Here is a 26,678-nt window from a genome sequence, read left to right as displayed (position 1 = left end):
ATCAGGACTGCGCCGGTAGCCCGGATATGTCCGATACGATGCGAACGGCGGTCGTTTCCGAACCGGGTGCCGACTTCGAGCTCGTCGAACGCGACGTTCCCGAACCGGGGCCGAACGCCGTCCGAGTCGCCGTCGACGCCTGTGGTATCTGTCACAGCGACGAACAGGTGAAGGCGGGGACGAACCCCGCGGTCACGTACCCGCGGGTCCCCGGCCACGAGGTCGCTGGTCACGTAGACGCCGTCGGTGAGGCGGTCACCGAGTGGTCGGTCGGCGACCGGGTCGGCGTCGGGTGGCACGGCGGTCACTGCTTCACCTGCGAACCGTGTCGACGAGGGGACTTCCGCCAGTGCGAGAACGACGAGATCACGGGGCTGACCTTCGACGGCGGCTACGCCGAGTACATGACGGCACCCGCCGAGGCGCTGGCCGCGATGCCGGACTCACTGGACGCGGCGGCGGCCGCTCCGCTCCTCTGTGCCGGCGTGACGACCTACAACGCGCTACGAAACAGCGACGCTCGGGCCGGTGACCTCGTGGCCGTTCAGGGCGTCGGCGGTCTGGGACACCTCGGCGTGCAGTACGCGCACGCCGCTGGATTCGAGACCGTCGCCATCTCTCGAACGTCGGAAAAGGAAGCGCTCGCGACGGAGTTGGGGGCGGACCACTTCGTCGACGCGTCGGAGACAGACCCGGCCGAGCGCCTCAGGGACCTCGGCGGAGCCGACGTCGTCCTCGCCACGGCTCCGTCGAGCGCCGCCATCAGTTCGATCGTGGACGGGATCGGAGCCGACGGCTCCGTCGTCGTGGTCGGCGTCCCGGGCGAGCCGATCGAAGTGAGCGCGGCACAGCTCGTGGGCACCCGCGGCGGCGTCGAGGGGTGGGCGTCGGGCCACGCGCTCGACTCCGAGGAGACGCTCTCGTTCAGTTCGCTTCGGGACATCACGCCGGAAATCGAGACGTACGGGCTGGACGAGGTGGAGACGGCCTACCAGCGGATGATGAACAACGACGCCCGCTTCCGTGCGGTGCTCGAACCGTAGTCCCGGGTCCGTCTGAGCAGAATGGTAATGACCGACGCTCTCGAAACGAGATATATGAGCGACAGTTCGTCGGACGGCGACTCCGAGGACGACCGGATCAACCCGTGGCTGGATCGAATCGTGAACTTCCTCGCGACGTATCTCCCCTGAGGCGGCCGGAGGTCGCTGTCGATGGAACCGGGACAGCGACGACCAGAAAGCTTTCGCCCCGGTTGCCTGTTGACACGGATATGCGACGCCGCCAGTTCCTCGCGAGTGGAACAGCCCTCCTCTCGGTCGCGCTCGCCGGCTGTGGTCACCCACCGGTCGTGCTCGACATGCGAACCGCCACGTCGGCTGACATCGCCGACGAGGTCGCGATGAGCGCCGAGTCCGACTCCGAAGAGTACGCGGTCGTCACGTCGGCCCGCGACAACGGGACTGCGACGCGACGAGGGCGGTACGATCTGTTCGACCGGAGCAGCACCGTCCGAGTCAACGACACCTTCTACGACGTCTCGGAGACGCGAGTCGCGAGCAGCGAGGTGACGGTCTACGAAGTCCTCATCGACTTCGACCCGGAGGACACCACGCCGGACGTGGGCGAAATCAGGTACGACGACCTCCCCGCGGTCGACCGCCGACAGCTCGACCCGGTCGTCTCGGAGGACCATCCGACCGGCCAGGACGGCTACGACGTGGGTATCGGGTACGGCACCGCCGAGGAGGTGGGCAACGGCTCGGTGTTCGTCCCGGAGCGCCAGTACGACGTCATCGTCCACGACGGGGAGCGATACCGGGTGGCGGTCAATTCTCGGACCGCGTCCGAGGCCGAGTACCGATACGAGGTGACGGAAATCGCGCCCGACGCCGAGGCGTTCGCCGACCAGGTCCGGGCCCGATACCTGTTCGAACTCACAGGGCTCTCGGAAGCCGAGCGAACGGTCGTCCAGGAAGGCATCGAGAGCGGGTACTACGAAGACGACGACGCCTTCCGCTCGGTCGTCGAACGCATCCGCGGCCACGAGGGGATCCGAGAGGACGATTTCTACGGGACGTGGCTGATAGCGTACGAAGGCGAGGAGTATATCACGTACGTCGAGTGGTGACCGCGGGCTGACCGTCACTGGTCACTGGAATACGGACCCGCGATCAGCGGTCCGTCCTGCTGGCGTCCGAACGGTTATCCATCCCACCCGCCGAACGGGGACATGAAGCTCTCCGCCGTCGATCTCTCGCCCGTGCCCGAGAACGGGACCGCTACAGAGGCGTACGCGAACACCGTCGAGGCCGCGAAACAGGCCGAACGACTCGGCTATTCGCGCTTCTGGGTGGCCGAACACCACGGTATGGGCGATACGCTCGCGGGAACGACCCCCGAGGTGTTGCTGGGCCACCTGGCCGCCGAGACGGACTCGATCCGCCTCGGGTCGGGCGCGGTGTTGCTCAACCACTACAGTCCGTTCAAAGTCGCCGAGCAGTTCGGAGCGCTCGACGGCCTCGCGCCGGGGCGTATCGATGCCGGCCTGGGACGGGCGAACGGCTCGCCCGCAGTGGACCGGGCGCTCGGAACGGACCGCCGCGTCCGGAACCCCGACGAGGACCACGCCGAGAAAATCGAGGCCGTCGTTTCCCACCTCTACGACGACTTCCCGTCCGAGCACCCCTACAGCGACATCGAGATTCCGCGTTCGGGCGGCGACCCGCCCGCTCCGTGGGTGCTCGGGTCGAGCACGTCGAGCGCGGCTATCGCTGCCGAACTCGGCCTCCCGTTCTGTTTCGCGGCCTTCATTCGGCCTCAGTTCGCCACCCACGCCTTCGAGGAGTACCGAGAGAACTTCCGCCCCGCAGAGCTCCCGGGCGGGGTCGACGAGCCGAAGGGAATGGTGGCTGTCAACGCGGTCTGTGCGCCGACCGACGACGAGGCGGCCCGTCTCCGGGCCGTCGCAGAAGCCTCGTACAAACGGATGGAGCGCGGTGTCGTCGGGACGACGCCATCCGTGTCGGAGGCCATCGACGAACTCGGCGGCGTCCCGGACCCGACGCCCGCCACGCTGGACGACGACGAGTGGCCGCGGGCCATCTCCGGCAGTCCGGACACGCTCGCCGGCCTCCTCCAGCAGCTCGCGGACCGGGTCGGCGTCGACGAAGTGATGATCCAGCACGTCGTCGCCGATCACGAAGACGCGATCAAATCTCACGAGCTGATCGCGGAAGGAATCTGAATATAGCTATAATCGGCTAGCTATATTCTCATATAAATTTCTGAACATGAGATACCGAATATGAGATTGTTTTTTGCATTCTGAAACGATATATGCAACAGAAGATTGTAACTAATGGAATATAGAACCGTTCGACGCTACAGACGCAGTTCGGCAATATCGCGGATGTCACTGGATTCAACGATGGAATCGGCTGCGGCGACCGCTTCCGGGGGGACCCGATCGTCTGGGTCGAATAGAATCGCCGAATCCGCCTCGACGAACGCTTCGGTGTCGGTGTGAGAGTCGCCGACGTACGTGATTTCGACGTCCGGGCGTTCCCGACGAATCTCTCGCAATATCTCGCCCTTCTGCGTTGGGCCCACTCCGACGTCGATGCCCGCGAGGGACCCGTCCTCGAACCGAATCCGATTTCCGCGGACGAACGCGGGGCCGAAGCGCTCGAACCGCGCCGCGAGGTTCGCGACGCCCGCGCTCAGGATTCCGAACGATACCCCCTCGCGTCGAAGCGCCTCCAGCACCTCCGGCGCGCCGGCTTTCGGTGTCACCGCCTCCGCGGCCCGCTCGACGTCGTTTGCGCTGATTCCGGCGGTCCGCCAGTGATCGACGGTCTCGCGGCACCACTCGTCGAATGTCAGCGCGCCGGCGTCGAAGCGGTCCTGTAACTCCTCGCCGACGGGCGCCGTCCCGTACAGGGTGTGCAACAGCTCGAAGCCGCCTCGCTGGCGGGTGAGCGTCCCGTCGAGGTCGAAGACGACGAGGCGCGTCATCTCATCGCTCTGCGACGACCTCTATCTCCACGTCGATGTCCACGGGGAGCTTGACGACTTCGACGGCGCTCCGCGCCGGATACGGCGCGGACATGAGCTCCCCGTAGACCTCGTTCACCTCGTCGTAGTACCGCATGTCCTTGACGAACACCGTCGCCTTCACCACGTCGTCGAGCGACGCGTCGCCCGCTTGAAGGATCGCCTCGACGTTTCGCAGCGTTCGTCTGGTCTGTTCGGCGGGTGAGCCGTCGATCACGTCGCCGGTCTCCGGGTCGACTGGTCCCTGTCCGGAGACGTAGATTCGGTCGCCGGAGGCGATTCCTTGCGAGTACGGTCCGATGCTGTCGGGTGCGTCGTCTGTCGTGAGTTCGTCCATTGGATGTCAGTTACTGGGTGTCGGTCGTTCGTCCGCGTCGTAGATCTCGTTGATGAACGAGGTCGGGAGGCTGCTCGTCAGGCCGCCGTCGAGGACGAGGTTCTCGCCCGTGATGAAACTCGACCGTTCGGAGGCCAGAAACAGCGTCGTGTCTGCGACCTCTCCCGGCGTCCCGAACCGGCCGAGCGGGTACTGGTCCAGCCACCGCTCCCGGACGCCGGACTCGCCGGTCCGCTGGTCGGTGTTCTCCATCTCCTCGCGTCGGTTCTCGGTCTCGATCGTCGCCGCCGACAGGACGTTCGAACGGACCCCGTGTTGCCCGTAGTGCGTGGCGATGTTGCGCGAGAGGGCCAGGAGACCGCTCTTGGCCTCCGAGTACCCCGACAGGCCGATCCCGAACAGGCCGTTGACGGAGCCGACGTGGACCATCGAGCCGCCGCCGGCGGCGACCATGGCCGGGAGGACCTCCTTGCTCAGGAGGAACTGGCTCTTGAGGTTCAGGTCGACCATCGACTCGAACGTCTCCTCGTCACATCGGTGCAAGACGTTCGCCGATTCGACCGAGGCGCCCGCGTTGTTCACGAGTACCCGGAGGTCGCCGAACTCGTCGATCGCCGTGTCGACGAGGTTCCGCACGGCCTCTCGGTCCGTCACGTCGCATTCGACGGGGACGACGCGGCCCTCGTGGTCCGCTGTGAGTTCCGTCGCCACCGATTCGACGTCGTCGTACGAGCGCGAACAGATGGCCACGTCGCCGCCGGCCTCGGCGAACCGGGCCGCGATTTCGCGACCGATCCCGCGCGAGGCGCCCGTGACGATCGCCGGACGCTCCTGGAGCGATAGCTCTACCATAGCGAATGAGTGGTCGGCGGCGACCCTATTGAAGCTTGTTCTTCCACCGACATCAGCATCGGTACTCCGCGACCGCGTCCATGTCGACCGAGATTCCGAGCCCTGGCCCCTCCGGGGCCGGGAGACACCCGTCGCTGACCTCGAACGGGTGCTCGATGACTTCGCCGTCCCAGCCGTAGTACGTCGAGTCCGGCGGCAGCGAGAACCCGGGGATGCCGGTGACGCCGTGGAGGATCGCGGCCGTGCGAATACCGAGATCGAAGGCGCAGTGATGGGTGAACGGAACCCCCGCGTCTTCGAGGACCGCGGCCTGCTGACGGATCCCGCTGATTCCGCCGGCTGGCGTCAGGTCGATGACGCCGACGTCCATCGCGCCGGCCTCGATGAGCGACTGGATGTTGTGCGAAATATAGGTGTCCTCGTTCGGTGCGATCGGTTGCCTGAGCCGCTGGCGGAGGCGCGCGAGCGAGCGGTGCGAGTCGACGCGGATCGGCTGCTCCATGTACTGCAGGTAGATCCCGGAGTCTTCCAGCATCGCGCCGACGCGGACCGCCTGCTCCAGCGTCCAGCCCTGGTTCGGATCGAGGCGGAACTCCAGCTGCCCGTCGGTCTCGTCGTGCATCGCCTCGATCCGCTCGACGTCTTCTCTCCAGTCTCGACCGGCTTTCGTCTTGAGCACCGAGAACCCGGCGTCGAGGGCTTCGCGGGCCTTCGCGCGCGACTCCTCGGGCGAGAGAATACCGAGACAGAAGGCGACGGGGACCGGCGAGGGAGACGCGTCGTCGCCCTCGATGTTCTGGCGGTGCTGTTGGGTCCCCTGGGTCGGCGCCGTCCATCCGCCCAGGAGTTCGTACACCGGCCGGTCCAGCGCTTTGCCCACGATGTCCCAGCAGGCCGTCTCGACCGCCGCGAAGAACATGTCCACGTTGGTGTACTCGACGAACACCTGTCTTCGGAGCCGCTCGATCTCGAACGGCGACTGCCCACGGATCATCGGGCCGACGCCGTCCTCGATGATCGACTCGGTCGCCTCGGGCGAGAGGAACACGCGCATCTCGCCCCACCCGCTGATTCCCTCGTCGGTGTCCACGCGGACGAGAACCCGCTCCATCGAGTCCAGTCGACCGTGGTTCGTCACGTAGGGGCCGATGCCGAGGTGGTCGTCGAGGTCGGCCAGCGGAACGTCTACAGTAACGGCTGTCACGTCAGTTATCTCCATAGACACACGTGGTCTGGGAAGCGATAAGAAAGTACCGTTTGCGGCTACCCGTCGACCGCGTCGATGGCGGTGCCGACCCAGTCGAGCGACCGAGACGGCAAGAGCCCGTAGTTGTAAAACGACACCCGCGGAACCCCGGCCGCCTGGAGTTCGGCGAGGATATCGACGACCGTCGACTCCTCGTGGATTTCCGGATGCCCAGGCAGGAGACCCACGTGAAGCGGCGTCTCGGCCGTGACCTCGTCGACAGTTCGGTACGCGTCCATCACGTCCTCGCTCGTCGACTCGTACGCCGGTAGGCAGTAGTAGTCGACGTGGTCGGCCAGTCGGTCGAGGTCGGCACCGACCATCCACTCGCGGCCCGGTTCGGGGGCCCCGACGTAGTAGCCCAGCGGCGTCGTGCCGGCGGCCGTTCGCAGGTCGGCGAACACCGCGTCCAGCGTCGCTTCCCGAACGTCGACGTACGCGCCGACCTCATCGTGCTCGCGAAGCCACGCCTCGGGTGACCGGTCGTGTGCCACGGCACCGGCGACGATGTCGTCGATGGTGCCGGCCACCACGTCTCGAACCCCCTCGACGGCGACCCCCGCGTCCGCCGCGTTCGACCGGCAGTGCTCGCAGAAGCACAGGCCGAGGAGGAACTCCCCGAGCGCTCCCAGCCGCGCGTGTATCTTCTGGTGGTGCCACCCCCAGCCCGTCCCGTAGAAGTAGTCGAACGTCTCCAGTTCGACCCGCTCGATTCCGGGTCGGGACGCGACGTCCGAGACGAGGGCGGTGAGATACCGCTGGACCGCGGGCCGGGACGGACAGAGGCCGAACACGAGGTCGTCGCCGTGGGCCGTCTCCAGCGTGTGTTCGGGGTTTCGCATCCCCAGTCGTGAGTTGTGACAGCCGACGGTCCAGGAGGTGAGAGACAGGTCGGTCAGTTCGGCCCCGATCTGGCCGACCCAGTCGCCGTCCATCTCTTCGTACGGAATCGGTTCGAGCAGACCGTACTCCGGCCCCGGCTCGAAGTACGAGCTCGCCCTGGCGAACAGCGTCCGCCGCTCGGGGTTGTGCGGCGTGAACGCCTGGACGGAGTGGTAGTTCGTCGCGAGGTTCAGTTCGTCGACGCCGATCTCCCGGAGCCGCGACTCGACGTGGTTCGGCCCCTCGTCGAGCACGTCCCACGGGTAAGCCCACGTGGCGAATTCCATACGTCACCGTCCGCTGGAACGCTAATAAAAGTAGAGGCGGTTACTCCTTGACTGCACCCGCCGTCATCCCGGCGACGATGTACTCCTCGAGGAAGGCAAAGAGGATCAGCAGCGGGATGATGCCGATGACGGACACCGTCAGCATCATCCGCCAGTCGGTCTGGAGCGCGCCGACCATCGAGAAGACGCCCCGCGGGATGTTGTACTTCGCGCTGTCGGTGAGGAAGGTCAGCACGAACAGGAGCCGGTTCCACGCGTAGAGGAACGTGTACGTGATGCTCGCGACCAGCGCCGGCTTGGTCAGCGGCAGCACGATCTTCGTCAGGATCTGGAACTGGCTGGCCCCGTCGATGCGGGCCGACTCTTCCAGCGCGACCGGGATCGTCTTGAAGTAGCCGTACAGCATCCAGACGTTGAACGGCAGCGTGAACGCCGCCGCCGGGATGATGACGGCGAGATAGGTGTTGAACAGGCCGAACTGCGTGATCACGTCGAACAGCCCGACGATCAACACCACCGGCGCGAACATCTGGACGACGAGCACCGAGAGCAGGAACGTCCGCTTGCCCACGAAGTCGTTACGCGCACAGGAGTACGCCGCCGGAATCGCCAGCGCGAGCGTGAGCGCGACGGTCCCGAGCGAGATGACGAAGCTGTTGCCGATCCAGAGCAACACGTCGGTCTGCGTCCACACGTCGAGGTACGCCTGAACGGTGGGATCGGACGGCACCAGCGTCGCGGGCGCGGAGAAGATCTCGTTCTCGGGCTTGAGCGTGCTCGAGAACATGGTGTAGAACGGGAGCATCATGACCCCGAGCAGGGCAAGCAACACGCCGTAGAGGCGGACCTTTCGGAGTCCGCTTCGGTCGTGGCCGGCCATCGTCATAGCTCGTCACCTCCCCGGGTGTACACCCGAAGGTAGATGATGGCGAACACGAACAGGAACAGGAACCCGATGACGCTGTAGGCCGCGCCGCGACCGAGGTTCCCGTTCTGGAGACCCACCTGGTAGATGTGGATGACGAGCGTCGCCGTCGTGCTGATCGGGCCGCCGCCGGTCATCGTCCAGATGGTGTCGAAGCTGACGAACGTCCAGATGGTCGACAGCAGCGTCGCGATCAGGATGACGCTCTTGAGTTGCGGGAGCGTGATGTAGCGGAACTGGTGCCACCGCTCCGCCCCGTCGATGGCGGCCGCCTCGTAGAGCTCCTGCGGGATCGACTGGAGCCCGGCGAGGAAGATGATCGCCATGAACGGCGTCCCGATCCAGATGTCCGCGACGACGACTCCGAGCCACGCGATGTCGGGGTTGCCGAGGATGCCGATCCCCTGCTCGATGAGCCCGAGCTTGAGCAGGATGGCGTTGAGGTAGCCGAACTGCGGGTGCTCGATCCAGCGGAACACGACCGCCGAGATGGCGTAGGGGATGCCCCACGGGATGAGAAACGCGGTTCGGAAGAACTTCCGGCCGCGAATGTCTCCCTTGAGGTGCACGGCGATGAGCAGCCCCATGATAGTCTTGCCGGCGACGCCGACGACGACCCAGCGACCCGTCTGCCAGAGCAATCGATAGAAGATGTCGCTGTCGACGATCTCCGCGTAGTGCTGGAGGCCGACGAACGTCTCGATGTTCGAGTCCGCGGGCGACTGATACAGCGAGAGCCGAAACGTCTCCAGTATCGGATAGCCGACGACTGCGAGCAGGAACAGGGCCGTCGGTGCGATCAGGAGATACGCTCGACTGTTGCGCTGGAGGTAGGTCAGCCCCCGCTCGAAGCGTGAGTCGTCTGTGGTGTCGGTGTACTCCTCGGCGATACTCATCGGTGTGGCTCACTCCATCGCATCTTCGAGGTCGCTCTGGGCGTCGTTGAGCGCTTTCTGTGGCGTCTTCTGGTCCGCGAGCGCCTCCTGAATCGCCTGGACCATGCGGTCGTTGAACTGGCTGAAGTTGCTGAGCTTCGGTCGCGCGCGGGCGTACTGGCTCGCTTCCACGAACGGGGCCCAGTTCTTCGAGTCGGAGAAGTACGGCCGTTCGCCGACGGCCTCGACGACCGGCAGGAACCCCTTCTGCTTCGAGTACTGGAACCGGCGCTCCTCGTCGAAGTAGAACCGGATCAGGTCCCGTGCGAGGTCCTTGTGCTCGCTCTGGCTCAGAACGGTGATCGCGTCGATGGTGAAGAGGCTGTAGCGCCCCTCGGGTCCTTCGGGCACCTGGACGATCCCGTAGTCGAAGTCCACGTCGCCGCTCTCTTTGGCCGACTCGATGTTGAGTCCGGTGTAGACGTGCCCGATGACCATGCCGAGGTCGCCGTTCTCGAACAGCTGACGGATGTCCTGTCGGGTCGAGGACAGCGGCGAGGACTGGGTCACGCCGTGTTCGAGGTGCAGGTCGGTGTAGAACGAGAGCGCCTCGACGGCTCCGTCGGTGTTGACGACCGGCAGCCCCTCGTCGTTCACCAGGTCCGCGCCGTGCGACCAGTGGTAGTGGTAGTACTGCGACCCCGTCTCGATCGCGTCGGCCCCGGCGAGACCGAGCGCTGGGACGCTCGCGTCGCTGTCTCGGATCTGCTGGGCCGCCGACAGCATGTCGTCCCAGGAGTCGAGCGACGGGTTCTCCGGGTCGAGTCCGGCCGTCTCGAACACGTCCTTGTTGTAGTAGAGACACTTGTTCGAGGCGGCCCACGGGACGCCGTAGTGAGAGCCGTTGTACATCGTCCCCGCCGCGACGCCCTCGGAGAACTTCTGGCCGAACTCGCCGTCCATCATGTCGTCGAGCGGTTCGAGCGCGTCCTTGCCGACGAGCTGCGGGATCCAGCGGGCCGGCCAGCGGCTCACGTCCGGTGCCTGGCCGCCGTCGACGCGGTTGTTCACCGTCTGGCGGGCGTTGTCCCACGTGACGCTGGTGAACTCCACGTCGACGCCGTACTCCTCTTCGAAGGCCGCGTTGTTCTCTTCGAAGTACTGCTGGATGTTGTCGCCGACGCCCATCGTGAGGAACTGGATGCTCCGGGAGCCGCCGTCGCCGCCATCGCCGCCGTCCCCGTCGGTGCCGCTCCCGCCGTCGCCACTGTCACCGTCGCCACTGCCGCCGTCGCCGCCATCGCCGCCACTACACCCGGCGATAGCGATAGCACCGCCCGCACTGAGCGCCTGCAGGAGTCGCCGACGGTCGAGACTGTCCTCGCTAGACTCGGGATTGTTACTGGACTGCATCGTTAGTGTTACCAAGTCCCAGGTATATAATGGTTATTGTTCGTGTCATATTTCGGCCTGTTTCACGCGTTGTGCTCGTGAATCGCGACCAGCAGCGCCGCGAGTTCGTCACCGATTGCCGACCGGAGCCGTTGCCCCGTTTCCGCACTGGCCTGTTTCGGGGCCCCAATTGCGCCCGACTCCGAGTACGCGTCGAACGACCGGTACACCGAAACCGGGCCCCCGTCGAGCAAGTCCTGGCCGGCCCACCGATAGTGTTCGTCCATCGGCTCGCCGTCGCGTGCTGCAGGGTCTCCAACCAGGTCCGGCCGAATCGCGAGCATGAGCGACGTTTCGAACTCACCGCCGTGTGCCATCCCGCCGGTCTCGCTCTGTCTGATCTCCGCCGAGGCGTCGGCCGCGAGTTCGAAGTAGGTCGTTCCCAGGACCTCCGCGTCGGTCTCGGCGCCGACGGTACTGACGACGGCGTCGATGAGGGGCCCGTTCCCGCCGTGTCCGTTGACGAACAGCACGGCGTCGAAGCCGTTCTCGATCCCGGTGTGAGCGATGTCTTCGAGCGTCGACCGGAGGTGTGCGAACTCGAGCGAGAGGGTGCCGCCGAACGTGAGGTGATGCGGCGAGAAGCCGCTCCAGACCGGCGGGGTGACGAGCACGGGAGTCTCGTCGAGGCGGTCGACGGCGGCGTCAACCATCGCCTCCACGAGGAGCGTGTCGGTGACGACCGGTAAGTGGTCGCCGTGTTGCTCCACGCTCCCCACGGGGACGACGAGTACCGAGCCCGTCTGTTCGCCAACCGCGCGGACGTCCCGCGCCGTCTTTCCCGCCCATTCGCTGTCCTTCCGGCCGATCGTTTCGTACAACATCTTACACCGACTCCGTCGTCTGCAACTCGGTCACTGCCACGCGTTCGCCGTCGGCATTGAACAGGTGCATATCGTCGGTATCGAATCCCAGCGAGATCTCGTCGCCTCGGTGGGGGCGATACTCGCTATCGACCCGCGCGACGACCTCCATCGAACTGCCCGTGGTCTCGAGATAGAGGAAGTTGTCAGAGCCCATCGGCTCGACGACGTCGACGACGGTGTCGATGTACTCACCGGCTCGGCCCGCGACGAAGTCCTCCGGACGGACGCCGAGCGTGTAGTCGCCGGTCGGGATGTCGACACCGAGATCGAGTGCGACGTCCGGTGATTCGAACCGGGTGCCACCGTCGATAGCAGTTGCGGTCACGTCGAAGAAATTCATCGATGGAGAACCGATGAACCCTGCGACGAACTTGTTGTTCGGCTCGTCGTAGCACTGCTCGGGCGGATCGACCTGCTGGAGCTCGCCACCGTTGAGGATGACGATGTGGTCGGCCATCGTCATCGCTTCGGTCTGATCGTGCGTGACGTAGATCGTCGTGACGTCGAGTTCCTCCTGGATCCGCTGGATCTCGGTCCGCATCTGCGTCCGCAGCTTCGCGTCGAGGTTCGAGAGGGGTTCGTCCATCAGGAACACCTCCGGATCTCGAACGATCGCGCGCCCGAGTGCGACGCGCTGTTGCTGCCCGCCGGAGAGCTGTTTCGGGTAATCATCCAGCAGGTCCGAGATCTCTAGAAGCTCCGCAGCCTCCTCGACGCGCTCGTCGATCTGCTCGTCGTACTCCCCGGAGAGCCGCAGGCCGAACGACATGTTCTCCCGAACGGTCATGTGCGGGTACAGCGCGTAGCTCTGGAACACCATCGCGATGTTCCTGTCCTGCGGTCTGACGTCGTTGACGACCTCGTCACCGATGGCGATTTCCCCGGCCGTCACGGTTTCGAGACCGGCGATCATTCGTAACGTGGTCGATTTGCCACAGCCAGACGGGCCGACGACGACGACGAACTCGCCGTCCGATACCGTGAGGGACAGTTCATTGACCGCAAGGACGTCGTCGTCGTACACCTTGCTAACGTTCGATAGTGTAACCTCGCTCATACGGATAGGCGAATCATCTGCAGCATGGGTAATAAATGTTGGTAGTGAGAGCGTGCGTCTGCTTGACAACCACACCGAAAGTCGACGTGCGTGCCTCTCTCCAGGGTATCGTTCACTCAGGAGGGAGTGACGGGGCCGCTCCCGTCGAAACACGGGTGACAGAAAGTGCTATACAGATCGAGCGCCACAGCAATAATATGGAGATAGAGGCCGTCTCTAGGGGATATATGATAGCATCCGGTATCAGTGAGGACGTTTCCATCCCTGGTGAAAACTGCGCGTGCGCCGTACCCCGTCGCGACCGCTTGTCGAAATACGGCCGAAGCGGGCCAAATACCCCGTTTCGTCGAAACGGATGGAGTGATAACTACACACATGGGTACTGTTGACGCGGCTGAAACCACTCCCCCGCAGTGAAAATAACATGTGTACGACCGTTATAATGCTGGGAACGACTCGCCTGTGTCGTTTTCCATTCACACTGGAAATTCTCTCTTTCACAGGGGAAACACTTTCATCCAGTGGGGAACAACACCGACTATGCCAGACGAACACCCGAACACAATCACCGCCGTCGAGACCACGCTGGAAATCATCTCAGCGATGGGAAAACTCGAACCCGTTGGACTCTCCGAGCTGGCCTCGCATCTCGACATTCCCACCAGTACGGTGTTCTTGCATCTGAATACGCTCGTCGAGAACGAGTACGTCGTGAAAGAGGACAAACAGTACCGCCGCTCGTTCCGATTTCTGGAGATCGGCGGCAGCGTCCGACACAGGCTGGACGTCGCTCGCCTGCTCCGTAACAAAGTCGAAGAACTGGCGCGGAAGACCGGCGAGATCGCCGGTGCGGGCATCGAAGAGAACGGGCAGCGAGTCATTCTCTACCGTAGTACGGGTGAGAAAGCCGCCGGTGACGAAATTCCGATCGGAAACTACACCGAGATGCACTGGACGTCACTTGGCAAGGCGATTCTAGCGAATCTCCCGGTAGAGAAGCGGCGCGAAATCGTTGACGTCCACGGACTGCCCCAGGGGACAGACGAGACGTTGACGACCTACGAAGAACTTGAACGCGGACTCGAACAGGTCCGTCAACAGGGGTACGCGATAGACGACGAAGAGCACCTTCGGGGAGTCCGCGGGATCGCGGTCCCGATTTTCGACGAAGAGCACAACGTGTTGGTTTCGCTTGGCATCACCGGCCCCCGAGACCGGTTTACGTCGAGCTATATGGCGAATATTCTGGAGATTCTCCGGTACACGAAAAACGAGATCGAAGTTCGAAATCAGTATTACGAGTACAATACGATCGACGGGTAACGACATTCTGGGTTCCGATTCAGGTCCAGTCGTGATTCAGTTGGACCATCCGGCCAGCGAGAGACGCTCTCCAGCACACTTTCGTCGGGTTTGATACGTCGAACCAAAGGTTCCTCTCCATTCAACGCGTCATACGAAATCAAATATCTTTATCTGCTGACGAAAAAACATATATGAGAATGTAATGCCACAATCTGATCTCGATATGCTGGAAAAACCTCATATTGGCTATGATAAGGGAAGAATTGGATGTATATGTGTATATTTGGCCTGATAACGAGTTATTTGTTTAAGGCAGCTTGAATGACGACTTGTACAACGATACAACTTCGTTCCGCTGCGGACATTCGAATGACGAGTACCCCGGAAACCGCGCGAGTCCAGTCCGTCTCCGACGGGAGTCACAACTTCGGTGGATACGATTGATGTAGCTGTTTGTTCTCTCTGCGACGGAATGCCGTTAAAGCGTGCTGATCGCGCACCGTCTTCAGCTACTCTCCACAACTGTGGAGAGGGTGATTCGCGGCGGTCGGCCGGTTAGAACGGGGGGCTGTAGTCCTCGTACTCGTCCATGTCGTCCATCTCGTCGGTCTTCGAGGGCATCACCGCAGCGCGGGGACCACCCGACCGGACGACCTCGACGTCTTCGAGCCCCTCGACACTCTCGGGGAGTCGGTGTTCGATGGCCTTCATCGTCATCGGAGCGATCCCACACCCGGAACAGGCGCCGCCGATAACGACGGTCGCCGTCCCCGCATCCTCGTCAACGTCGCGGATTTCGAAGTTGCCGCCGTGTTGCTGAATCTGGGGGACTTCGTTGCTCAGGTAACTACGCGTCTGTCGTTCGAGTCCTTCTGCGCTCATTACAACTGTAGATCAGTCCCATAGTGTCATAAATCTTTAGATTTAGGAGTGCCTAAAATAACGCTCTTCAGCACCTCTACCCTTTGTATTTGGAATAGAGTCCCGGTTCATTAATGAAATCTATCAATTTTTCGTACTGCCTAACTCTAAGTCTGAGACACCGCTACTCAGATGTCACCGTTGACGACGTCCGCGACTCGCTGTCGGTCGAACAGCTGTTCGTCTTCGGGAATCTCGGGATACGGTTCGCCGTTGACGTAGCCCTTCCACTCGCCGAAGATCGTGGGATAGAGCTGCTTGGCCGTCATCTCCAACTGGAAGAGGTTCAGTATCGGTCCCTGTCGCCGCGCCCCCTGGGCATACACCCGGTCTTCCTGAACCGCTGTGATTTCACTGGCGACATCGTCGTTCTCGAGTCGCTGCCGAATCTCGCCGAGGGAAAAGTACCCTGTCATCGGCCCAAGAACCAGCAACACGTCCGGGTCCGCCTCGAGGAGCAGTTCGTAATCGAGCGTGATGTTCCGCCCGTCGTCGCCGTAGCCCTCGCCGATGGCGTCTGCCAGCGCGTCCTCGGCCCCCATCGGTCGAGTGTGAGCGGCGTAGTAGCCAGGATAGTTCATTTTGTATCCCCAGCCGCTGTCTTCGTCGGCAGAGAGCAAGATGAGCGCCGCACTCGGCCGGTCGTACGTCGGCGGAAGGTTCTCTTCGATGGTCTGGAGTACCGACTCGTGGATGGACCGGAGCGCGTCGTAGCGATCCTGTGCTTGGAAGACCTGCGCGATCTTGCCGAAGATCTCCCAGAGCGTGTAGTGTTCGTACCTGTCTGCCCAGTCCTCCGGCGGTGTGCGGTTTGTGCCGCTCAGGGTGTTGCCGAACCACGGGGCGACGTTCTCTGCGATCTCTTGGACGTTGCTGTCGGCCCAGCCCTCGCCAGTCGTGACCTTGGCCGGATCCGCGATGTGGACATCGCTGTCGAGTTCGTACAGTTTCTCCTTCGTCGGGGGCCACGACGAGTACAGCCCTTCCCAGTCGACGGAGACGCCGTCGAGGCGGGCCACCAGCTTCTCGTACAGCGCTTGGTGGTAGCCGGGACTGTGCATGGCGTTGATGTCATCACCGCGCCCGAGTGCCAGCAGCATGTCTACGTGATGGCCCAGGATGGTGAACACGTCTTGTGGGACCTCGTCGAACTCGACCACGCCCATCGGCGCCATCTGCACCGAATAGGGGTCGTCTTCGGTCCCGGTCCGGGTCGGTGTCGAGGTGGCGTCGCTGGCCGTCTCGGCCGGCTCCGATTCCGAATCGGACTGCCCCGCACACCCGGCGAGTAGCCCGCCCCCGACGACTGCTCCGCCGTACTTCATGTAGCCACGTCGCGTCGGTGCCCGCCCCTTGGTGGTGTCGTCGTTACTCATGTTCAGATGTTACCGTTGACAATCTCCCCAACGCGCTGGCGGTCGAACAGTTGCTCGTCTTGCGGAACGTCCTGAATCGAGCCGGGCCACTCACCGAACTCCTCGGGATAGAGCTGTTTGGCGAGTGCCTCCGTCGAGAACAGATCGATGATCGGCCCCATGTACTGGCCGCCTGTCCGTACGATGTTCCCGTTCGCAACGGCGCTCAATTCGCTTAGCGTCTCGTGGTTCTGTGCCGCCTCGACGATCTCCTGGAACCGGGCGTCGTCGATATACGATAGATAACCGATTGCTCCGATGTAGTCGGGGTCGACTTCGAGGAGTTTCTCGTAGCCGATCGGCTTGAACGGCACGTACTCTTCGCCCTCGAAGGCATTATCGACCTGCAACTTCCGGAAACTCCGCGTGTCGTTCCGCGCCGCGTCGATGTTCGCCGCGAAAAATTTCCCGGATTCCGGCCTGAATCCGAAGTTGAACGCCGCGACTGTCGGTGCGTCTTCCCCAGAGAGGGGGACGCGGGATTCGATATCGGCGTGGAACGACTCAGTGAGGTCCACCCACGCCTCGTACTGGGGTTGACGCTGGAAGAGTTGTGCGGCCTTCTCGAATGCCTCGTAGAGCGTGTAGTAGGGGTCTCGACCGGCGAACGGGAACCGAATCAGCGAGCCGAGGATCGGGCCGACCGTCGATTCGATCTCCCGGAGGTCTGTATCCTTCCAGCCCGAGTACTTCTTGAGCATGCGCGGATCCATGAGGTGGACGTCGACATCGACGTCGTAGAACACTTCTTTGTCGTACTGGGACTCGGCCGATTCACCGAGCGTTTGGACGGCGTCTGCGTCGAACTCGACGCCCGGGAGCGCATCGTAGTACTTCAGCGGGAGGCGATCGAAGGCGGCGACGGCCGTCGGCTGGATTCCGAATCCCATTGCAATGTCCATCCACGCCCCGGGGATGCTCGCGTACGTTTCGGGGACTTCCTCGAACGTGCGGTTTCCCGCCGGTTCGATCGTCACCTCGTAGTACGTCAGATCTTCGGTCGTCTGCGAGGCCGTCGTGTCGGTCGCGTCTGTCGGTGCACCATCGGGGCTCTCGCTGGCACACCCGGCCAATAGGCTCCCTCCGAGGAGGGCGCTGGTGCCCTTGATCGTCTCTCTCCGGGTCGGAACTTCGTGAATATCTGTCTGAACGCCCATGGTTTTAGGCGGGCCTAAAAATATAAAAAGGCACCGAAACCGCCCGTCACGGCGCTCACCGCTCGGCAGCGGCCCCGGTGGCGGCGACGACGTCCTCGCAGTCGTCGTGTGTGGATTCGAGTTCCGTAGTGGTCCTCGGTCAGATATCGCCGTTGATGATGGCTGCGACGCGCTGGCGGTCGAATAACTGTTCCCCGTCCGGGATTTCCGGGTACGACTCTTCAGTGTACGCGGGCCACTCGCCGAACTGCTCGGGGTACAGCTGTTTGGCGGTCATTTCCAGGTTGAACAGATTCATCACGGGCCCCTGCATACCGTGGCCGGAAGGATAGTACCGTTCGTCGTCGAGAGCCGGAATCTCTTCGGCGAGCGGCCTGTCGAGTAACTTCGCCCGGCGCTCGACGAACGTCTCACCGAGGGCAGTGCCCCAATAACGGAGTATCACGTCGGGCGACGCCTCGGCGATCCCCTCGATGTCGTAGCTCCCGTCCGAACCGGGCCCTCCTTGGACCGTCTCGAAGGCGTTTTCAACGCCCATCGGGCGAACGTGCCCCCAGATGTAGCCGTCCTGCGTGAAATCGTACGGCCAGAATGTCTCGTTCGCGTACGCGACGATAGCGACGGACGGCCGTTCGGGCTCTGGTGGTAACCGAGACAGGATCCGTGAGACGAGGTCGTCTCGGATCGACTTGAAGGCCCGGTACCGTTCTGTTTCCCGCAGGACGGAAGCGATCTTTCCGATATACTCCCAGAGGGAGTAGTATTCGTAGCTCTCCCGGTACGACGCCGGTGGCTGTCCGTTGGTGCGACTGTAGTAGTTCCCGAACCACGGGCCGACATCCGATGCGATGGCTTCGATGTCCGCCTGATCCCAGCCGTAATTCGAACTCCGGAGGACGGCCGGGTCGAGAAAGTGAACGTCACTGTCGAGTTCGTAGAGCACTTCCTCGTCGATCGAGTTGGGGGTGTCACTCTGCGTGACACGGGCCAGCTCCTCCCACTCGAAGGAGACGGATTCGAGGCGGTCGTAATAGTAGTCGACGGTGTTCCCGAACAGTTCTTTGTCGTAGCCGATCGCGTTGATCGATTCACCGTGTCCGAGCGCGACAGTAGTTCCTGCCGAGATCGGAAAGTACGGCAGGATGTTCTCCGGGACCTGCTCGAACTCGACAGTCCCGACCGGTGACATCGTCACTGCGTAGCTCTCGTCCTCCGACAGTGGCGTGGCTGTCTCGATTTCGCCACCAGTCGTCTCGGTCGACGTCGACCCGCTGTCGGACTGGCCTGCACACCCGGCGAGCAGGCCTCCGCCGACGACTGCGCCACCGTATCGCACGAAGTCACGACGCGTCGGTACCTCGTGGCCGCTGGAATCATCTGGCATACTTTTAGGTCTACCTAAACATACAAAACAGTTCTGAACCTCCGACAGTCCTGAAACCGTCAGCACGCCGTCTCACTGCGTGGACACCCGCCGACGTCGGGCGAAATCGTCGGCTCGAGCACGCCAACACCATTCGAGCGACGAGGGACACGCTCACGATAGGTCACGCTGATACCGCCGGCGCATGAGTATAGCCCGCTCGCTTCGTTTGCTGATGCTGTGTCGCCCCTCCCGCGGAACTCACGTCGAGTCTAGCAATCTCTATGTTCTCAAACTCCATTAGTATTAACTATTTACTCTAAAATCACAGCTATTATTATATTTGACTTTAGAATTAGTAACACTGATGATTCACACCTCGCGCCGAAGACTGCTCCAGACGGGGGCAACCACGATTGCAACGGCGGGAATCGCTGGCTGCCTCGGTCAGGGAGGTGCTTCACTCGATTCCGTCACGGTCGCGTACGTCCCGATTTATCCCAACATGCAACACTACGTGATGCTACAGGAGGGATACTACGAGGCCGTCCCTGCGGATGTCACGATAGAGCGGTTCAGCTCAGGTCCCAGCGTCGTCAAGGCCTTTGCCAGCGGCGACGTCGACGTTGCGCTCTTCGGCATCTCTCCTGCAATGGTTCTCGTCGACAAAGGGACCGAAGCCGGTATCCTCGCGGCAAACTCGAGAAATGGCTTCAAGATCGTGGGACCGGCCGACCTCGTCGACCGCTACGAACAGGACGGGGCAGCCGCGTTCGAGCGCTTCGAGAGAGAGCAGGGTCGGAAGGTCCGATTCGGGGCCCCGCCCGACGGGAGCGTCCCCGACATCGTCCTCCGATACTGGATCCAGGAGCGTCTCGACGCCGGCGAGATGGAGTCCGTCGTCGACAAGTCGAACGTCCCGCCAGCGAAGGCGGTCCAGACGATCCAGTCGGGCGACATCGACGCGACGATCATCCAGGAGCCGTTCGCGACGATCATCGGTCAGGACGACGGCTTCGGCGAACTCGCCTGGTCCGGAAATATCCTCGAAAACCACCCGGTCACGGTGCTGTTCGCGAACCAGCGAGTGCTCTCCGATAGCGATGTCGCCCAGTCGCTGGTCGAACAGCATATAGCGGCGACCGAATTCACGGCGGACTCGCCGGACGCCGCTGGCGCCCACGCTGCCTCCGTAATCGGCTCCGGCGTGAGCGAGGACCTCGCGACGGCGGCCATGGACTCACAGGCGTCGGATTTCTTCTCGGACCCGCACGCGATCACCGACCAGGCCGCGACGATGGGTGAATTCGTCGCAAACGTCGGGAACATCGAAGAACCGGTCGCGACTGAGGACCTCTTCGCGTTCGACCCCTACGACGCCATTCACGAATGAGTACGCGTACCGACACCAATGCCAGCGCGGTACTCGCCGAAAGCTTCGAAGGGGACCTACGGCGGTATCTGCGCGGCCTGGGCGGGCTCCTCGTGTTCCTCCTCGTCTGGTGGGTTGGTGCGATGACGACCCATCCGTCGTATCTGGTTCCGGGCCCCCTCGAATCAGTACGCGCGTTTCTCGATCTATTCGCGACCTCGACAGCGATCACGGTCCCCGTCTTGGCTTCGAGGCTGGTCCTGCCGACCGGCTTCGCACACCTCGCACAGACGTTGTTCCACTACGTTCCTGGCCTCCTCCTCGGTGCGGGCTGTGGCATCAGTCTCGGGCTGGCGATGGGCTGGAACGGTTCGCTCGACGACTGGCTACGGCCGCTCGTCCGGGTGTTGCGACCGGTCCCGCCGCTGGCGTGGGTCGTCTTCGCCATCGTCTGGTTCGGCATCCACCACACCGGCGCGGCGTTCATCGTCTTCGTCGGCGCGTTCTGGATCAACTTCTACGGCGCGTACGGGGGCGTCGAAGGCGTCTCCAGCGATCTGACCGACGCTGCGTCGACCCTCGGCGTGGAGCGCGACCTCTCGATGCTAAAGCTCGTCGCCCTCCCGAGCGCCGCCCCCCAGGTGTTGACAGGGTTCCGGACGAGCATCGGCCGATGCTGGATGATCGTCGTCGGCGCCGAGCTGTTCGGCGCACCCGGCGTCGGTTACGAGATCATCAACGCCTCGAACAACCTCGCGATGGCGACCAGCGTCGCCTACATGTTCCTGATCAGCCTGGCGTTCCTCTGTATGGACGTCGGGTTCCGACTCCTCGAAGGGAGGGTCCTCGCATGGCGCTGAGTTCGGACTCGTCCACCAGTCGAGAGGCACGCGCGAAGATCACTATCCAGAACGTCAGCAGGTCCTACGAGTCGACCCGAGCGCTCGCAGACGTCTCGCTCTCGGTTACGGAGGGTGAATTCTGCTGTGTCGTCGGCCCGTCCGGGTGTGGGAAGACGACGCTGTTGCGGGCAATCGCCGGCCTCGACGACCCGGACGGTGGGTCGATACTGGTCGGTGGCGACCCGGTCACCGGTCCTGGGCTGGACAGAGGGATGGTCTTTCAGGAGTACGCGCTGTTCCCGTGGCGAACCGTGCGCGGGAATATCCGGTTCGGCCTCGACCGACCTGCGTGTGACTGCCCGGACTGCGAAGCGCGAGTCCGGGAGTTGATCGACTTGGTGGGTCTCGACGGGTTCGAAGACGCGTACCCGAAGGAGCTGTCCGGCGGCATGAAACAGCGCGTCGGAATCGCTCGCGCGCTCGCCCCCGATCCCGAGATCCTCTTGATGGACGAGCCGTTCGGGAGTGTCGACGCCCGGACGCGCGGCCGATTGCACGCCGAACTGCTCGACATCTGGACGCAGACCGAGCAGACAGTCGTGTTCGTCACGCACGACATCGACGAGGCGGTGACCCTCGCCGATCGCGTGGTCGTGATGGGAGCAGACCCGGGAACCGTGCAGTCGACGTTCTCTATCGACATAGAACGCCCTCGTGAACGGACTTCTCGTGACTTCGTGGACCACGTCGCGCGAATTAGGGAGGAACTCGGGAGCCCAGCCGACACGAGTCACTGACCCTCTCTTGTGGCATAGTTATTAACAATCATTCTCTAGATTGTTATTCCTATTACCCTTCGAAGTGTTTTTAACATATACCCATGGTGAACTCCTCGATGACGGAGCGACTCCGGGACGACCTCGATACGCTTGCCGAAGAGCACGGCTACAGCGGCCGAATGAGGCCATCCCTGAAGCGTGCCAGTCATTGCTCGAAGAGTACCAGGAGACAGACTACGAGGACCGGCGGGTATTGGCGACGATTACTGCGGTCTTCGGATACGACGAACCGGTGATCGAACGGCGAATGATGGACATCCGCCACGAATTCGAAGCGTCGATTCGGTCGAACTCTCACGACTGCCTCGAAGGGAACGCCGACTGTGTCGAGACGTTCGTCATCGAAGTCGCGTACGACGACGCCCGGCGATTTATCGCGACCGCTCGAGGTGCAGACGAGCCACTCTCAGTGAAATACCGGTCGTACCCGTCGATCTCTTGCGCCCACAGATCAGCGAGCGATAAGTTCGAAACCACTTGTGCCGACGGAAGTCGACTCTCCTGCTGTCAACCTCTATTGATATACTACGCTAATATTATTATCTAACTCAACTCAATACAGCAATCTTAATATAACTCTCTACAAAATTGTTAAACCAGTCATGGCACACATTCACCTCGGAGAAGGGTCGTTCCCCCTGTGGGCACTGCTCCTCTGGACCGTACTCGGCGCTGTGCTGATTAGCGCGGTCGTCCGACGCATTCGGAAGGGCGGTATCGAGACGCACCAGATCGCGCTCGCGGGTATCGGCGCGGCCGCGAGCTTCGCGATCTTCCAGCTGAACATCCCCGTGTGGGGCGGCATCCACATGAACCTCACCGGACTCGTCGGCATTCTCGCCGGCCCGTTGCTCGGAGCGCTCATCGCACTGGTCGTGAATATCTTCTCGGCAGCGCTCGGCCACGGTGCGGTCGGTCTGCTCGGTGCGAACACGCTCGTCAACGCGAGCGAAGCCATCGTCGCCTACTACGCGTTCAAGGCCCTGATGGGGTTGGACTGGGACGTCTTCCCGGCCAGCGCGAGCGCGGCGACGCTCGGCCTCTCGGCAGGCGCGTTCCTGATGGGGGCGATCATCGTAATCAGCGGCGTGAACGGGAGCGCGCTCCCTCGCGGTGACCTGACGATCGCGGTCGCCGGTCTCGTCGGGCTCAATCTCGGCGTCGCCGTCATCGAGGGCATCCTGACGGGGTTCATCGTCCAGTTCCTCGCCTCTGTGCGCCCCGACCTCGTCGGCCTCGCCGACCGCGATACCCAAGAAGAGCCGACTGGGGTGACCGCCTGATGCAGCGCTGGAAGCAGTACGGCGGACTCCTCGGTCTGTTCGCGGCCTTTCTCGCCGCTGGGTACTGGGGCTTCACCTCGACCGGTGGCGCCCTCCCGTGGGCCAAGCGCTCTGCGAAAGCGCTCCAGCGTGGTGTCCAGGACGGTGGCGGCGCGCTCGTCGACTTCGGCCGCGGTATCGTCGTTGCTGGTCCCATCCGCAAAGGCGGACTGCTGCTCGAATTCGGCGGGATCGTCCTCCTGCTCGCCGTAATCGGTATCGGGCTGTACGTCTACGTCGACCGCTACGGCGGCTTCGAGGACGGAGAACGCCCGGCACGGTAACCGTGACGACACTCTCGAACCACGTTCCCGACCCGCGGCTCATCACAGCCTTCGCCGAGCGGCGAGACGGACGGTTGCACCGCGTCAATCCCTGGACGAAAGTCGGCGTCGTCGGGGCGCTCGTCCTCGCCGTCACGGTGTTCGACCGGCTTGCGCTCCTGGCCGGACTGTACGGTGCTGTCCTCGTCGTCTACGGCCTGGCAGGGCTGCCGTATCGACGGCTGGTCGGCTGGTACTCGCTCCCGATGCTGTTCATCGTCTCCGTTGCCGGGCCGCTGGCGTTTCTCGAACCGGGCACGCCGATCGGTGGCGCACTTCCGACACCGCTCGGTGAACTCTCCGTCACGTGGGCGGGCCTCGTGCTCTTCTTGGAGCTCAGTTGTCGGTCACTCACCGTCGTTACGTTCACCCTGACGGCGTCGATGACGACGAAATACACCGATGTCGCGTACCTGCTCGGGCGTTTGCTCCCGCGGCCGATCGACCAGATCGCGTTGCTCACCTACCGGTTCACGTTCGTGATGATCGAGACGCTGGAGGACCTGGTGAAAGCCGCGCTCTCCCGCGGAGCGAACTTCTCGGAGTTCTGGTCGAATAAGCGACTGTACGCGAGAATTCTCGGCATGACGATGCTGTCTGCGATCGAGCAGTCCGAACGGCTCGTCAAGTCGATGGAGGCCCGCGGCTACGACGGCGATATCACGCTGTACGGCGACGTCTCTCGGCCACCGATCCACGAACTATTCGTCGTGATCGGTTCGTACGCCGCCGTCGTCGGATATGCAGCGGTCGTGGTATACGGGGTGGGACTGTGAGCGGAGCGCACTCGCCGCTGGTCGATCTCCAGTGTGAGGCCCACACCTACCCCGACGGGACGGTCGGCGTGCACGACGTGGAGTTCTCGGTCTACCCCGACGAAGTCGTCGCGCTCGTCGGTGGCAACGGCGCCGGGAAGTCGACGCTCCTCGAACACCTGAACGCCACACTCGTTCCCAACGACGGCGAACTCGTCGTCGACGGCACACCGATCACCGAAGACAACAAGGCACACGCCCGGAAGGAAGTCGGCTTCGTCTTCCAGGACGCCGATACGCAGCTCGTTGCCCCCACGGTCCTCGATGACGTGCTGTTCGGCCTCCGGAACTACGGCGTGCCCGGTGACGAAGCGAGAGAACGCGCTCGTAAGGCGCTCGCGACCGTCGACGCGAGTCACCTCGAAGACCGAATTCCGCACTATCTGAGCGGTGGCGAGAAACGTCTCGTCGGCCTCGCCGGCGTGCTCGTCCTCGAACCGAGTGTGATCGTATTGGACGAACCCCTGGCAGGGCTCGACCCCGAGCGTTCCCACCTGGTCGCCGACCGGATCGAGCAGATTCACGAGGACGGCATCAGCGTCGTCCTGTCGACGCACGACCTCGACTTTGCCGCAACGGTCGCGGACCGCGTCTGTGTGATGGCCGACGGCAACGTCGTCGGAAGCGGGACGCCCCGGCAGGTGTTCTACGACGACGCACTGCTGGCGGAGGCGAATCTCCACGCACCGAGTGCAGTTCGGGTGGCTCGCGATGCGGGGCTTGTGGCCACGGCACAGCCAGTGACGGAAGCGGACCTCGTGTCGCTTCTCACAGAGGCCAACGGCCTGGAAACCGTCCAGAACCCCTCACCTGATGGCAGTGGACACGACTGAGGACCTTCCTCGGAAGATCAAGACCGTTTCGTTGCGATATGCGTGGGTAATCGTCGCCATCAATCTCGCGGGAACGGCATTCGACTTCTGGTACTACATCCCGCAGGCCCGACTCGAACCAGTCCTCGACTCGCCGATCGTCTCTGTTAGACCCGCTCTAGTCTCAACTCAACGATCAACGACATAGTCGAGACTGACGTTCTCGATGCAAACGGCTACACTTCCCGCAGCTTCGTTCAGAGAGATTTCGGTTGGATCAGCTACACAGTAGGTTTGCGTATTTATTAGCAGTATTCAGTCTCTATCCAAATTGAGAACACGCATTTTTTAATATATTGTGGAGAACGTTAGTGACATACCCTCCCTGAAACGTGTCCACATTGTAGCAGCATCCGTCCTGCTTGGTGGCACTGCGTTCCTCTACTCGGTGATTATCACCCAACGACTCCTTCTCGGAACGGGTGTTGGGATCGCGTCCTTCGTCGTCGCAATATTCACGTACTACGGAGGTACCAACCGAAAGACGGCTACTCGCGCAACGATCATCATCACACTCATTTACGGCGTTTTCACTCTCCAGCTTCCCATTGCTGTCATCGCAGCCTGCGTCGTCTACCTCACCGCGTGGCTGACCGGCTCGGACAGCCCACTCGACGCACCTGACACGCAGGTCTTGCCGGTCGAATCGACGGTTACCAACGAATCCGACTACAGCGAGTGCACCGGGCGATCTACGGGTCCCTCGAGGCGATCAGTCACCCGATGCTTGGTGCGTGGTTTGTTCAGTGATTCACCTGTAGTGAACGATCCACGGTGAGTGCTTCCGGGTTGCGCAGCTGAATCACCCGTAAAATGATGCAATCGTATTGACCGCAAGTAAGCTAGAAGTGTTATGGATTTGACAACTTTTAGTACAGTTGCTGTTCGCGCTCTTCGCGTTCGTCTTCGCGTTGCTGTTCGGCCTTCTCGGCGCGTCTGCCGCGCCGATACTGGATGAGCCCGGGAATGATCTTGTTCTTCAGGTCCAACACGAACGAGCCGATCCCGTACGCCCAGAAAAAAAACAGGACGAGCATCCCGCTCCAGTAAACTGTTGCCGTCAGGTGCGTGCTCATGTCGATTTTCCTTAGTCGTCGGATTCGGCTTCACTGCCCGCGACACTGTCACTGGCCCCGGCAGGGTCAAGGTTGTGAACGAGCGCTTCGCCCGTCGCCGTATCGAACAGGTGGACGTTCCGCCTGTCGATGACGACCCCGACCTCGTCTTCTTCCTCGATGTCGGAGTCCGGGTCGATACTCATGAGCAACTGGTCGTTCGTCGCCAGCTCCTGTGACAT

General features: G+C 62.7%; 27 protein-coding genes and 1 pseudogene. 12 read left to right on the top strand and 16 right to left on the bottom strand.

Annotated elements, in window-relative coordinates; genetic code table 11:
- Nucleotides 1-38: 38 nt before the first annotated feature.
- From GM656_RS13670 to GM656_RS13660, 3 genes are all read left to right on the top strand, one after another.
- On the top strand, nucleotides 39-1,043 hold the full coding sequence (locus tag GM656_RS13670) for an alcohol dehydrogenase (protein ID WP_162414514.1): 1,005 nt from the start codon (nucleotides 39-41) through the stop codon (nucleotides 1,041-1,043).
- A gap of 230 nt (nucleotides 1,044-1,273) precedes the next feature.
- Nucleotides 1,274-2,131, top strand: a complete 858-nt coding sequence (locus tag GM656_RS13665; protein WP_162414238.1) for a hypothetical protein — start codon at nucleotides 1,274-1,276, stop codon at nucleotides 2,129-2,131.
- A 102-nt stretch (nucleotides 2,132-2,233) separates the two neighbouring features.
- On the top strand, nucleotides 2,234-3,247 hold the full coding sequence (locus GM656_RS13660) for an LLM class flavin-dependent oxidoreductase (protein WP_162414237.1): 1,014 nt from the start codon (nucleotides 2,234-2,236) through the stop codon (nucleotides 3,245-3,247).
- A gap of 137 nt (nucleotides 3,248-3,384) precedes the next feature.
- Here the strand turns inward: GM656_RS13660 and GM656_RS13655 are convergent, their stop codons facing one another.
- From GM656_RS13655 to GM656_RS13610, 10 genes are all read right to left on the bottom strand, one after another.
- Complete coding sequence (locus GM656_RS13655; RefSeq protein ID WP_162414236.1) at nucleotides 3,385-4,017, bottom strand: HAD family hydrolase; 633 nt, start codon at nucleotides 4,015-4,017, stop codon at nucleotides 3,385-3,387.
- A 1-nt stretch (nucleotide 4,018) separates the two neighbouring features.
- The gene (locus tag GM656_RS13650) at nucleotides 4,019-4,393 is read right to left on the bottom strand and encodes a Rid family detoxifying hydrolase (RefSeq protein ID WP_162414235.1); all 375 of its coding nucleotides are present in this window, start codon (nucleotides 4,391-4,393) and stop codon (nucleotides 4,019-4,021) included.
- Nucleotides 4,394-4,399: 6 nt separating this feature from the next.
- Complete coding sequence (locus GM656_RS13645; RefSeq protein ID WP_162414234.1) at nucleotides 4,400-5,245, bottom strand: SDR family NAD(P)-dependent oxidoreductase; 846 nt, start codon at nucleotides 5,243-5,245, stop codon at nucleotides 4,400-4,402.
- 52 nt (nucleotides 5,246-5,297) lie between these two features.
- Nucleotides 5,298-6,464: a mandelate racemase/muconate lactonizing enzyme family protein gene (locus GM656_RS13640; RefSeq protein WP_162414233.1), complete on the bottom strand. Its 1,167-nt coding sequence runs from the start codon at nucleotides 6,462-6,464 to the stop codon at nucleotides 5,298-5,300.
- A 44-nt stretch (nucleotides 6,465-6,508) separates the two neighbouring features.
- Nucleotides 6,509-7,660, bottom strand: coding sequence for a hypothetical protein (locus GM656_RS13635; RefSeq protein ID WP_162414232.1), 1,152 nt, complete (start codon nucleotides 7,658-7,660; stop codon nucleotides 6,509-6,511).
- A 40-nt stretch (nucleotides 7,661-7,700) separates the two neighbouring features.
- Nucleotides 7,701-8,546, bottom strand: a complete 846-nt coding sequence (locus GM656_RS13630; protein WP_162414231.1) for a carbohydrate ABC transporter permease — start codon at nucleotides 8,544-8,546, stop codon at nucleotides 7,701-7,703.
- Nucleotides 8,543-9,481, bottom strand: coding sequence for a carbohydrate ABC transporter permease (locus GM656_RS13625; RefSeq protein ID WP_162414230.1), 939 nt, complete (start codon nucleotides 9,479-9,481; stop codon nucleotides 8,543-8,545). The genes GM656_RS13630 and GM656_RS13625 overlap by 4 nt, the downstream gene beginning before the upstream one ends.
- 9 nt (nucleotides 9,482-9,490) lie before the next feature.
- On the bottom strand, nucleotides 9,491-10,873 hold the full coding sequence (locus GM656_RS13620) for an ABC transporter substrate-binding protein (protein ID WP_162414229.1): 1,383 nt from the start codon (nucleotides 10,871-10,873) through the stop codon (nucleotides 9,491-9,493).
- 62 nt (nucleotides 10,874-10,935) lie between these two features.
- Nucleotides 10,936-11,736 carry a creatininase family protein gene (locus GM656_RS13615; RefSeq protein WP_162414228.1) on the bottom strand — a complete coding sequence of 267 codons (801 nt, stop codon included), beginning with the start codon at nucleotides 11,734-11,736 and terminating at the stop codon, nucleotides 10,936-10,938.
- A gap of 1 nt (nucleotide 11,737) precedes the next feature.
- Nucleotides 11,738-12,835: an ABC transporter ATP-binding protein gene (locus tag GM656_RS13610; protein ID WP_162414227.1), complete on the bottom strand. Its 1,098-nt coding sequence runs from the start codon at nucleotides 12,833-12,835 to the stop codon at nucleotides 11,738-11,740.
- Nucleotides 12,836-13,375: 540 nt separating this feature from the next.
- Here GM656_RS13610 and GM656_RS13605 point away from each other — a divergent pair.
- Nucleotides 13,376-14,158: an IclR family transcriptional regulator gene (locus GM656_RS13605; RefSeq protein ID WP_162414226.1), complete on the top strand. Its 783-nt coding sequence runs from the start codon at nucleotides 13,376-13,378 to the stop codon at nucleotides 14,156-14,158.
- Between the two features lie 537 nt (nucleotides 14,159-14,695).
- Here GM656_RS13605 and GM656_RS13600 read toward each other — a convergent pair.
- From GM656_RS13600 to GM656_RS13585, 4 genes are all read right to left on the bottom strand, one after another.
- Nucleotides 14,696-15,022, bottom strand: coding sequence for a NifU family protein (locus GM656_RS13600; RefSeq protein ID WP_162414225.1), 327 nt, complete (start codon nucleotides 15,020-15,022; stop codon nucleotides 14,696-14,698).
- Between the two features lie 167 nt (nucleotides 15,023-15,189).
- Nucleotides 15,190-16,437 (bottom strand): ABC transporter substrate-binding protein, encoded by a 1,248-nt coding sequence (locus GM656_RS13595; RefSeq protein WP_206673713.1) that lies wholly within the window; start codon nucleotides 16,435-16,437, stop codon nucleotides 15,190-15,192.
- Nucleotides 16,438-16,439: 2 nt separating this feature from the next.
- Complete coding sequence (locus GM656_RS13590) at nucleotides 16,440-17,633, bottom strand: ABC transporter substrate-binding protein (protein WP_162414224.1); 1,194 nt, start codon at nucleotides 17,631-17,633, stop codon at nucleotides 16,440-16,442.
- 139 nt (nucleotides 17,634-17,772) lie between these two features.
- Nucleotides 17,773-19,017: an ABC transporter substrate-binding protein gene (locus GM656_RS13585; RefSeq protein WP_174242983.1), complete on the bottom strand. Its 1,245-nt coding sequence runs from the start codon at nucleotides 19,015-19,017 to the stop codon at nucleotides 17,773-17,775.
- A gap of 346 nt (nucleotides 19,018-19,363) precedes the next feature.
- Here GM656_RS13585 and GM656_RS13580 point away from each other — a divergent pair, with 346 nt between their 5' ends.
- The 8 genes from GM656_RS13580 to GM656_RS13545 all read left to right on the top strand — a co-directional run bounded on the left by GM656_RS13580 (nucleotide 19,364) and on the right by GM656_RS13545 (nucleotide 25,342).
- Complete coding sequence (locus GM656_RS13580; protein WP_162414223.1) at nucleotides 19,364-20,389, top strand: ABC transporter substrate-binding protein; 1,026 nt, start codon at nucleotides 19,364-19,366, stop codon at nucleotides 20,387-20,389.
- The gene (locus GM656_RS13575) at nucleotides 20,386-21,228 is read left to right on the top strand and encodes an ABC transporter permease (protein WP_162414222.1); all 843 of its coding nucleotides are present in this window, start codon (nucleotides 20,386-20,388) and stop codon (nucleotides 21,226-21,228) included. The genes GM656_RS13580 and GM656_RS13575 overlap by 4 nt, the downstream gene beginning before the upstream one ends.
- On the top strand, nucleotides 21,219-22,007 hold the full coding sequence (locus tag GM656_RS13570; protein WP_162414221.1) for an ABC transporter ATP-binding protein: 789 nt from the start codon (nucleotides 21,219-21,221) through the stop codon (nucleotides 22,005-22,007). Before GM656_RS13575 ends, GM656_RS13570 begins: the two co-directional genes overlap by 10 nt.
- A 190-nt stretch (nucleotides 22,008-22,197) precedes the next feature.
- Nucleotides 22,198-22,596, top strand: a complete 399-nt coding sequence (locus tag GM656_RS13565) for a CopG family ribbon-helix-helix protein (protein ID WP_206673712.1) — start codon at nucleotides 22,198-22,200, stop codon at nucleotides 22,594-22,596.
- 55 nt (nucleotides 22,597-22,651) lie between these two features.
- Nucleotides 22,652-23,332 carry an energy-coupling factor ABC transporter permease gene (locus GM656_RS13560; protein ID WP_162414220.1) on the top strand — a complete coding sequence of 227 codons (681 nt, stop codon included), beginning with the start codon at nucleotides 22,652-22,654 and terminating at the stop codon, nucleotides 23,330-23,332.
- Nucleotides 23,332-23,655, top strand: a complete 324-nt coding sequence (locus GM656_RS13555; RefSeq protein WP_162414219.1) for a cobalamin transport operon protein — start codon at nucleotides 23,332-23,334, stop codon at nucleotides 23,653-23,655. Before GM656_RS13560 ends, GM656_RS13555 begins: the two co-directional genes overlap by 1 nt.
- 2 nt (nucleotides 23,656-23,657) lie before the next feature.
- Nucleotides 23,658-24,470 (top strand): cobalt ECF transporter T component CbiQ, encoded by an 813-nt coding sequence (cbiQ, locus tag GM656_RS13550; protein WP_162414218.1) that lies wholly within the window; start codon nucleotides 23,658-23,660, stop codon nucleotides 24,468-24,470.
- A complete protein-coding gene (locus GM656_RS13545) occupies nucleotides 24,467-25,342 on the top strand; it encodes an energy-coupling factor ABC transporter ATP-binding protein (RefSeq protein WP_174242982.1) in 876 nt (291 codons plus the stop codon). The genes cbiQ and GM656_RS13545 overlap by 4 nt, the downstream gene beginning before the upstream one ends.
- Before the next feature lie 908 nt (nucleotides 25,343-26,250).
- Here GM656_RS13545 and GM656_RS13540 read toward each other — a convergent pair.
- Both GM656_RS13540 and GM656_RS13535 read right to left on the bottom strand, forming a co-directional pair.
- Complete coding sequence (locus GM656_RS13540) at nucleotides 26,251-26,457, bottom strand: hypothetical protein (protein WP_162414217.1); 207 nt, start codon at nucleotides 26,455-26,457, stop codon at nucleotides 26,251-26,253.
- 11 nt (nucleotides 26,458-26,468) lie between these two features.
- Nucleotides 26,469-26,678: pseudogene (locus GM656_RS13535) on the bottom strand (ABC transporter ATP-binding protein); the annotation flags it as partial.

It is taken from the genome of Haloarcula salina (assembly GCF_010119195.1).
GTDB lineage: Archaea > Halobacteriota > Halobacteria > Halobacteriales > Haloarculaceae > Haloarcula > Haloarcula salina.
This window is presented reverse-complemented; position numbering and strand designations above follow the sequence as displayed.

Bases quoted from the DNA above. Each gene is read 5' to 3' on its own strand.
- GM656_RS13575 (WP_162414222.1), top strand. From the start codon at position 20,386: ATGAGTACGCGTACCGACACCAATGCCAGCGCGGTACTCGCCGAAAGC.
- GM656_RS13655 (WP_162414236.1), bottom strand. From the start codon at position 4,017: ATGACGCGCCTCGTCGTCTTCGACCTCGACGGGACGCTCACCCGCCAG.
- GM656_RS13600 (WP_162414225.1), bottom strand. From the start codon at position 15,022: ATGAGCGCAGAAGGACTCGAACGACAGACGCGTAGTTACCTGAGCAAC.
- GM656_RS13610 (WP_162414227.1), bottom strand. From the start codon at position 12,835: ATGAGCGAGGTTACACTATCGAACGTTAGCAAGGTGTACGACGACGAC.
- GM656_RS13660 (WP_162414237.1), top strand. From the start codon at position 2,234: ATGAAGCTCTCCGCCGTCGATCTCTCGCCCGTGCCCGAGAACGGGACC.
- GM656_RS13595 (WP_206673713.1), bottom strand. From the start codon at position 16,437: ATGAGTAACGACGACACCACCAAGGGGCGGGCACCGACGCGACGTGGC.
- GM656_RS13645 (WP_162414234.1), bottom strand. From the start codon at position 5,245: ATGGTAGAGCTATCGCTCCAGGAGCGTCCGGCGATCGTCACGGGCGCC.
- GM656_RS13625 (WP_162414230.1), bottom strand. From the start codon at position 9,481: ATGAGTATCGCCGAGGAGTACACCGACACCACAGACGACTCACGCTTC.
- GM656_RS13615 (WP_162414228.1), bottom strand. From the start codon at position 11,736: ATGTTGTACGAAACGATCGGCCGGAAGGACAGCGAATGGGCGGGAAAG.
- GM656_RS13620 (WP_162414229.1), bottom strand. From the start codon at position 10,873: ATGCAGTCCAGTAACAATCCCGAGTCTAGCGAGGACAGTCTCGACCGT.
- GM656_RS13635 (WP_162414232.1), bottom strand. From the start codon at position 7,660: ATGGAATTCGCCACGTGGGCTTACCCGTGGGACGTGCTCGACGAGGGG.
- GM656_RS13555 (WP_162414219.1), top strand. From the start codon at position 23,332: ATGCAGCGCTGGAAGCAGTACGGCGGACTCCTCGGTCTGTTCGCGGCC.
- GM656_RS13605 (WP_162414226.1), top strand. From the start codon at position 13,376: ATGCCAGACGAACACCCGAACACAATCACCGCCGTCGAGACCACGCTG.
- GM656_RS13540 (WP_162414217.1), bottom strand. From the start codon at position 26,457: ATGAGCACGCACCTGACGGCAACAGTTTACTGGAGCGGGATGCTCGTC.
- GM656_RS13650 (WP_162414235.1), bottom strand. From the start codon at position 4,393: ATGGACGAACTCACGACAGACGACGCACCCGACAGCATCGGACCGTAC.
- GM656_RS13590 (WP_162414224.1), bottom strand. From the start codon at position 17,633: ATGGGCGTTCAGACAGATATTCACGAAGTTCCGACCCGGAGAGAGACG.
- GM656_RS13640 (WP_162414233.1), bottom strand. From the start codon at position 6,464: ATGGAGATAACTGACGTGACAGCCGTTACTGTAGACGTTCCGCTGGCC.
- GM656_RS13665 (WP_162414238.1), top strand. From the start codon at position 1,274: ATGCGACGCCGCCAGTTCCTCGCGAGTGGAACAGCCCTCCTCTCGGTC.
- GM656_RS13560 (WP_162414220.1), top strand. From the start codon at position 22,652: ATGGCACACATTCACCTCGGAGAAGGGTCGTTCCCCCTGTGGGCACTG.
- GM656_RS13570 (WP_162414221.1), top strand. From the start codon at position 21,219: ATGGCGCTGAGTTCGGACTCGTCCACCAGTCGAGAGGCACGCGCGAAG.
- GM656_RS13580 (WP_162414223.1), top strand. From the start codon at position 19,364: ATGATTCACACCTCGCGCCGAAGACTGCTCCAGACGGGGGCAACCACG.
- GM656_RS13630 (WP_162414231.1), bottom strand. From the start codon at position 8,546: ATGACGATGGCCGGCCACGACCGAAGCGGACTCCGAAAGGTCCGCCTC.
- GM656_RS13670 (WP_162414514.1), top strand. From the start codon at position 39: ATGCGAACGGCGGTCGTTTCCGAACCGGGTGCCGACTTCGAGCTCGTC.
- GM656_RS13585 (WP_174242983.1), bottom strand. From the start codon at position 19,017: ATGCCAGATGATTCCAGCGGCCACGAGGTACCGACGCGTCGTGACTTC.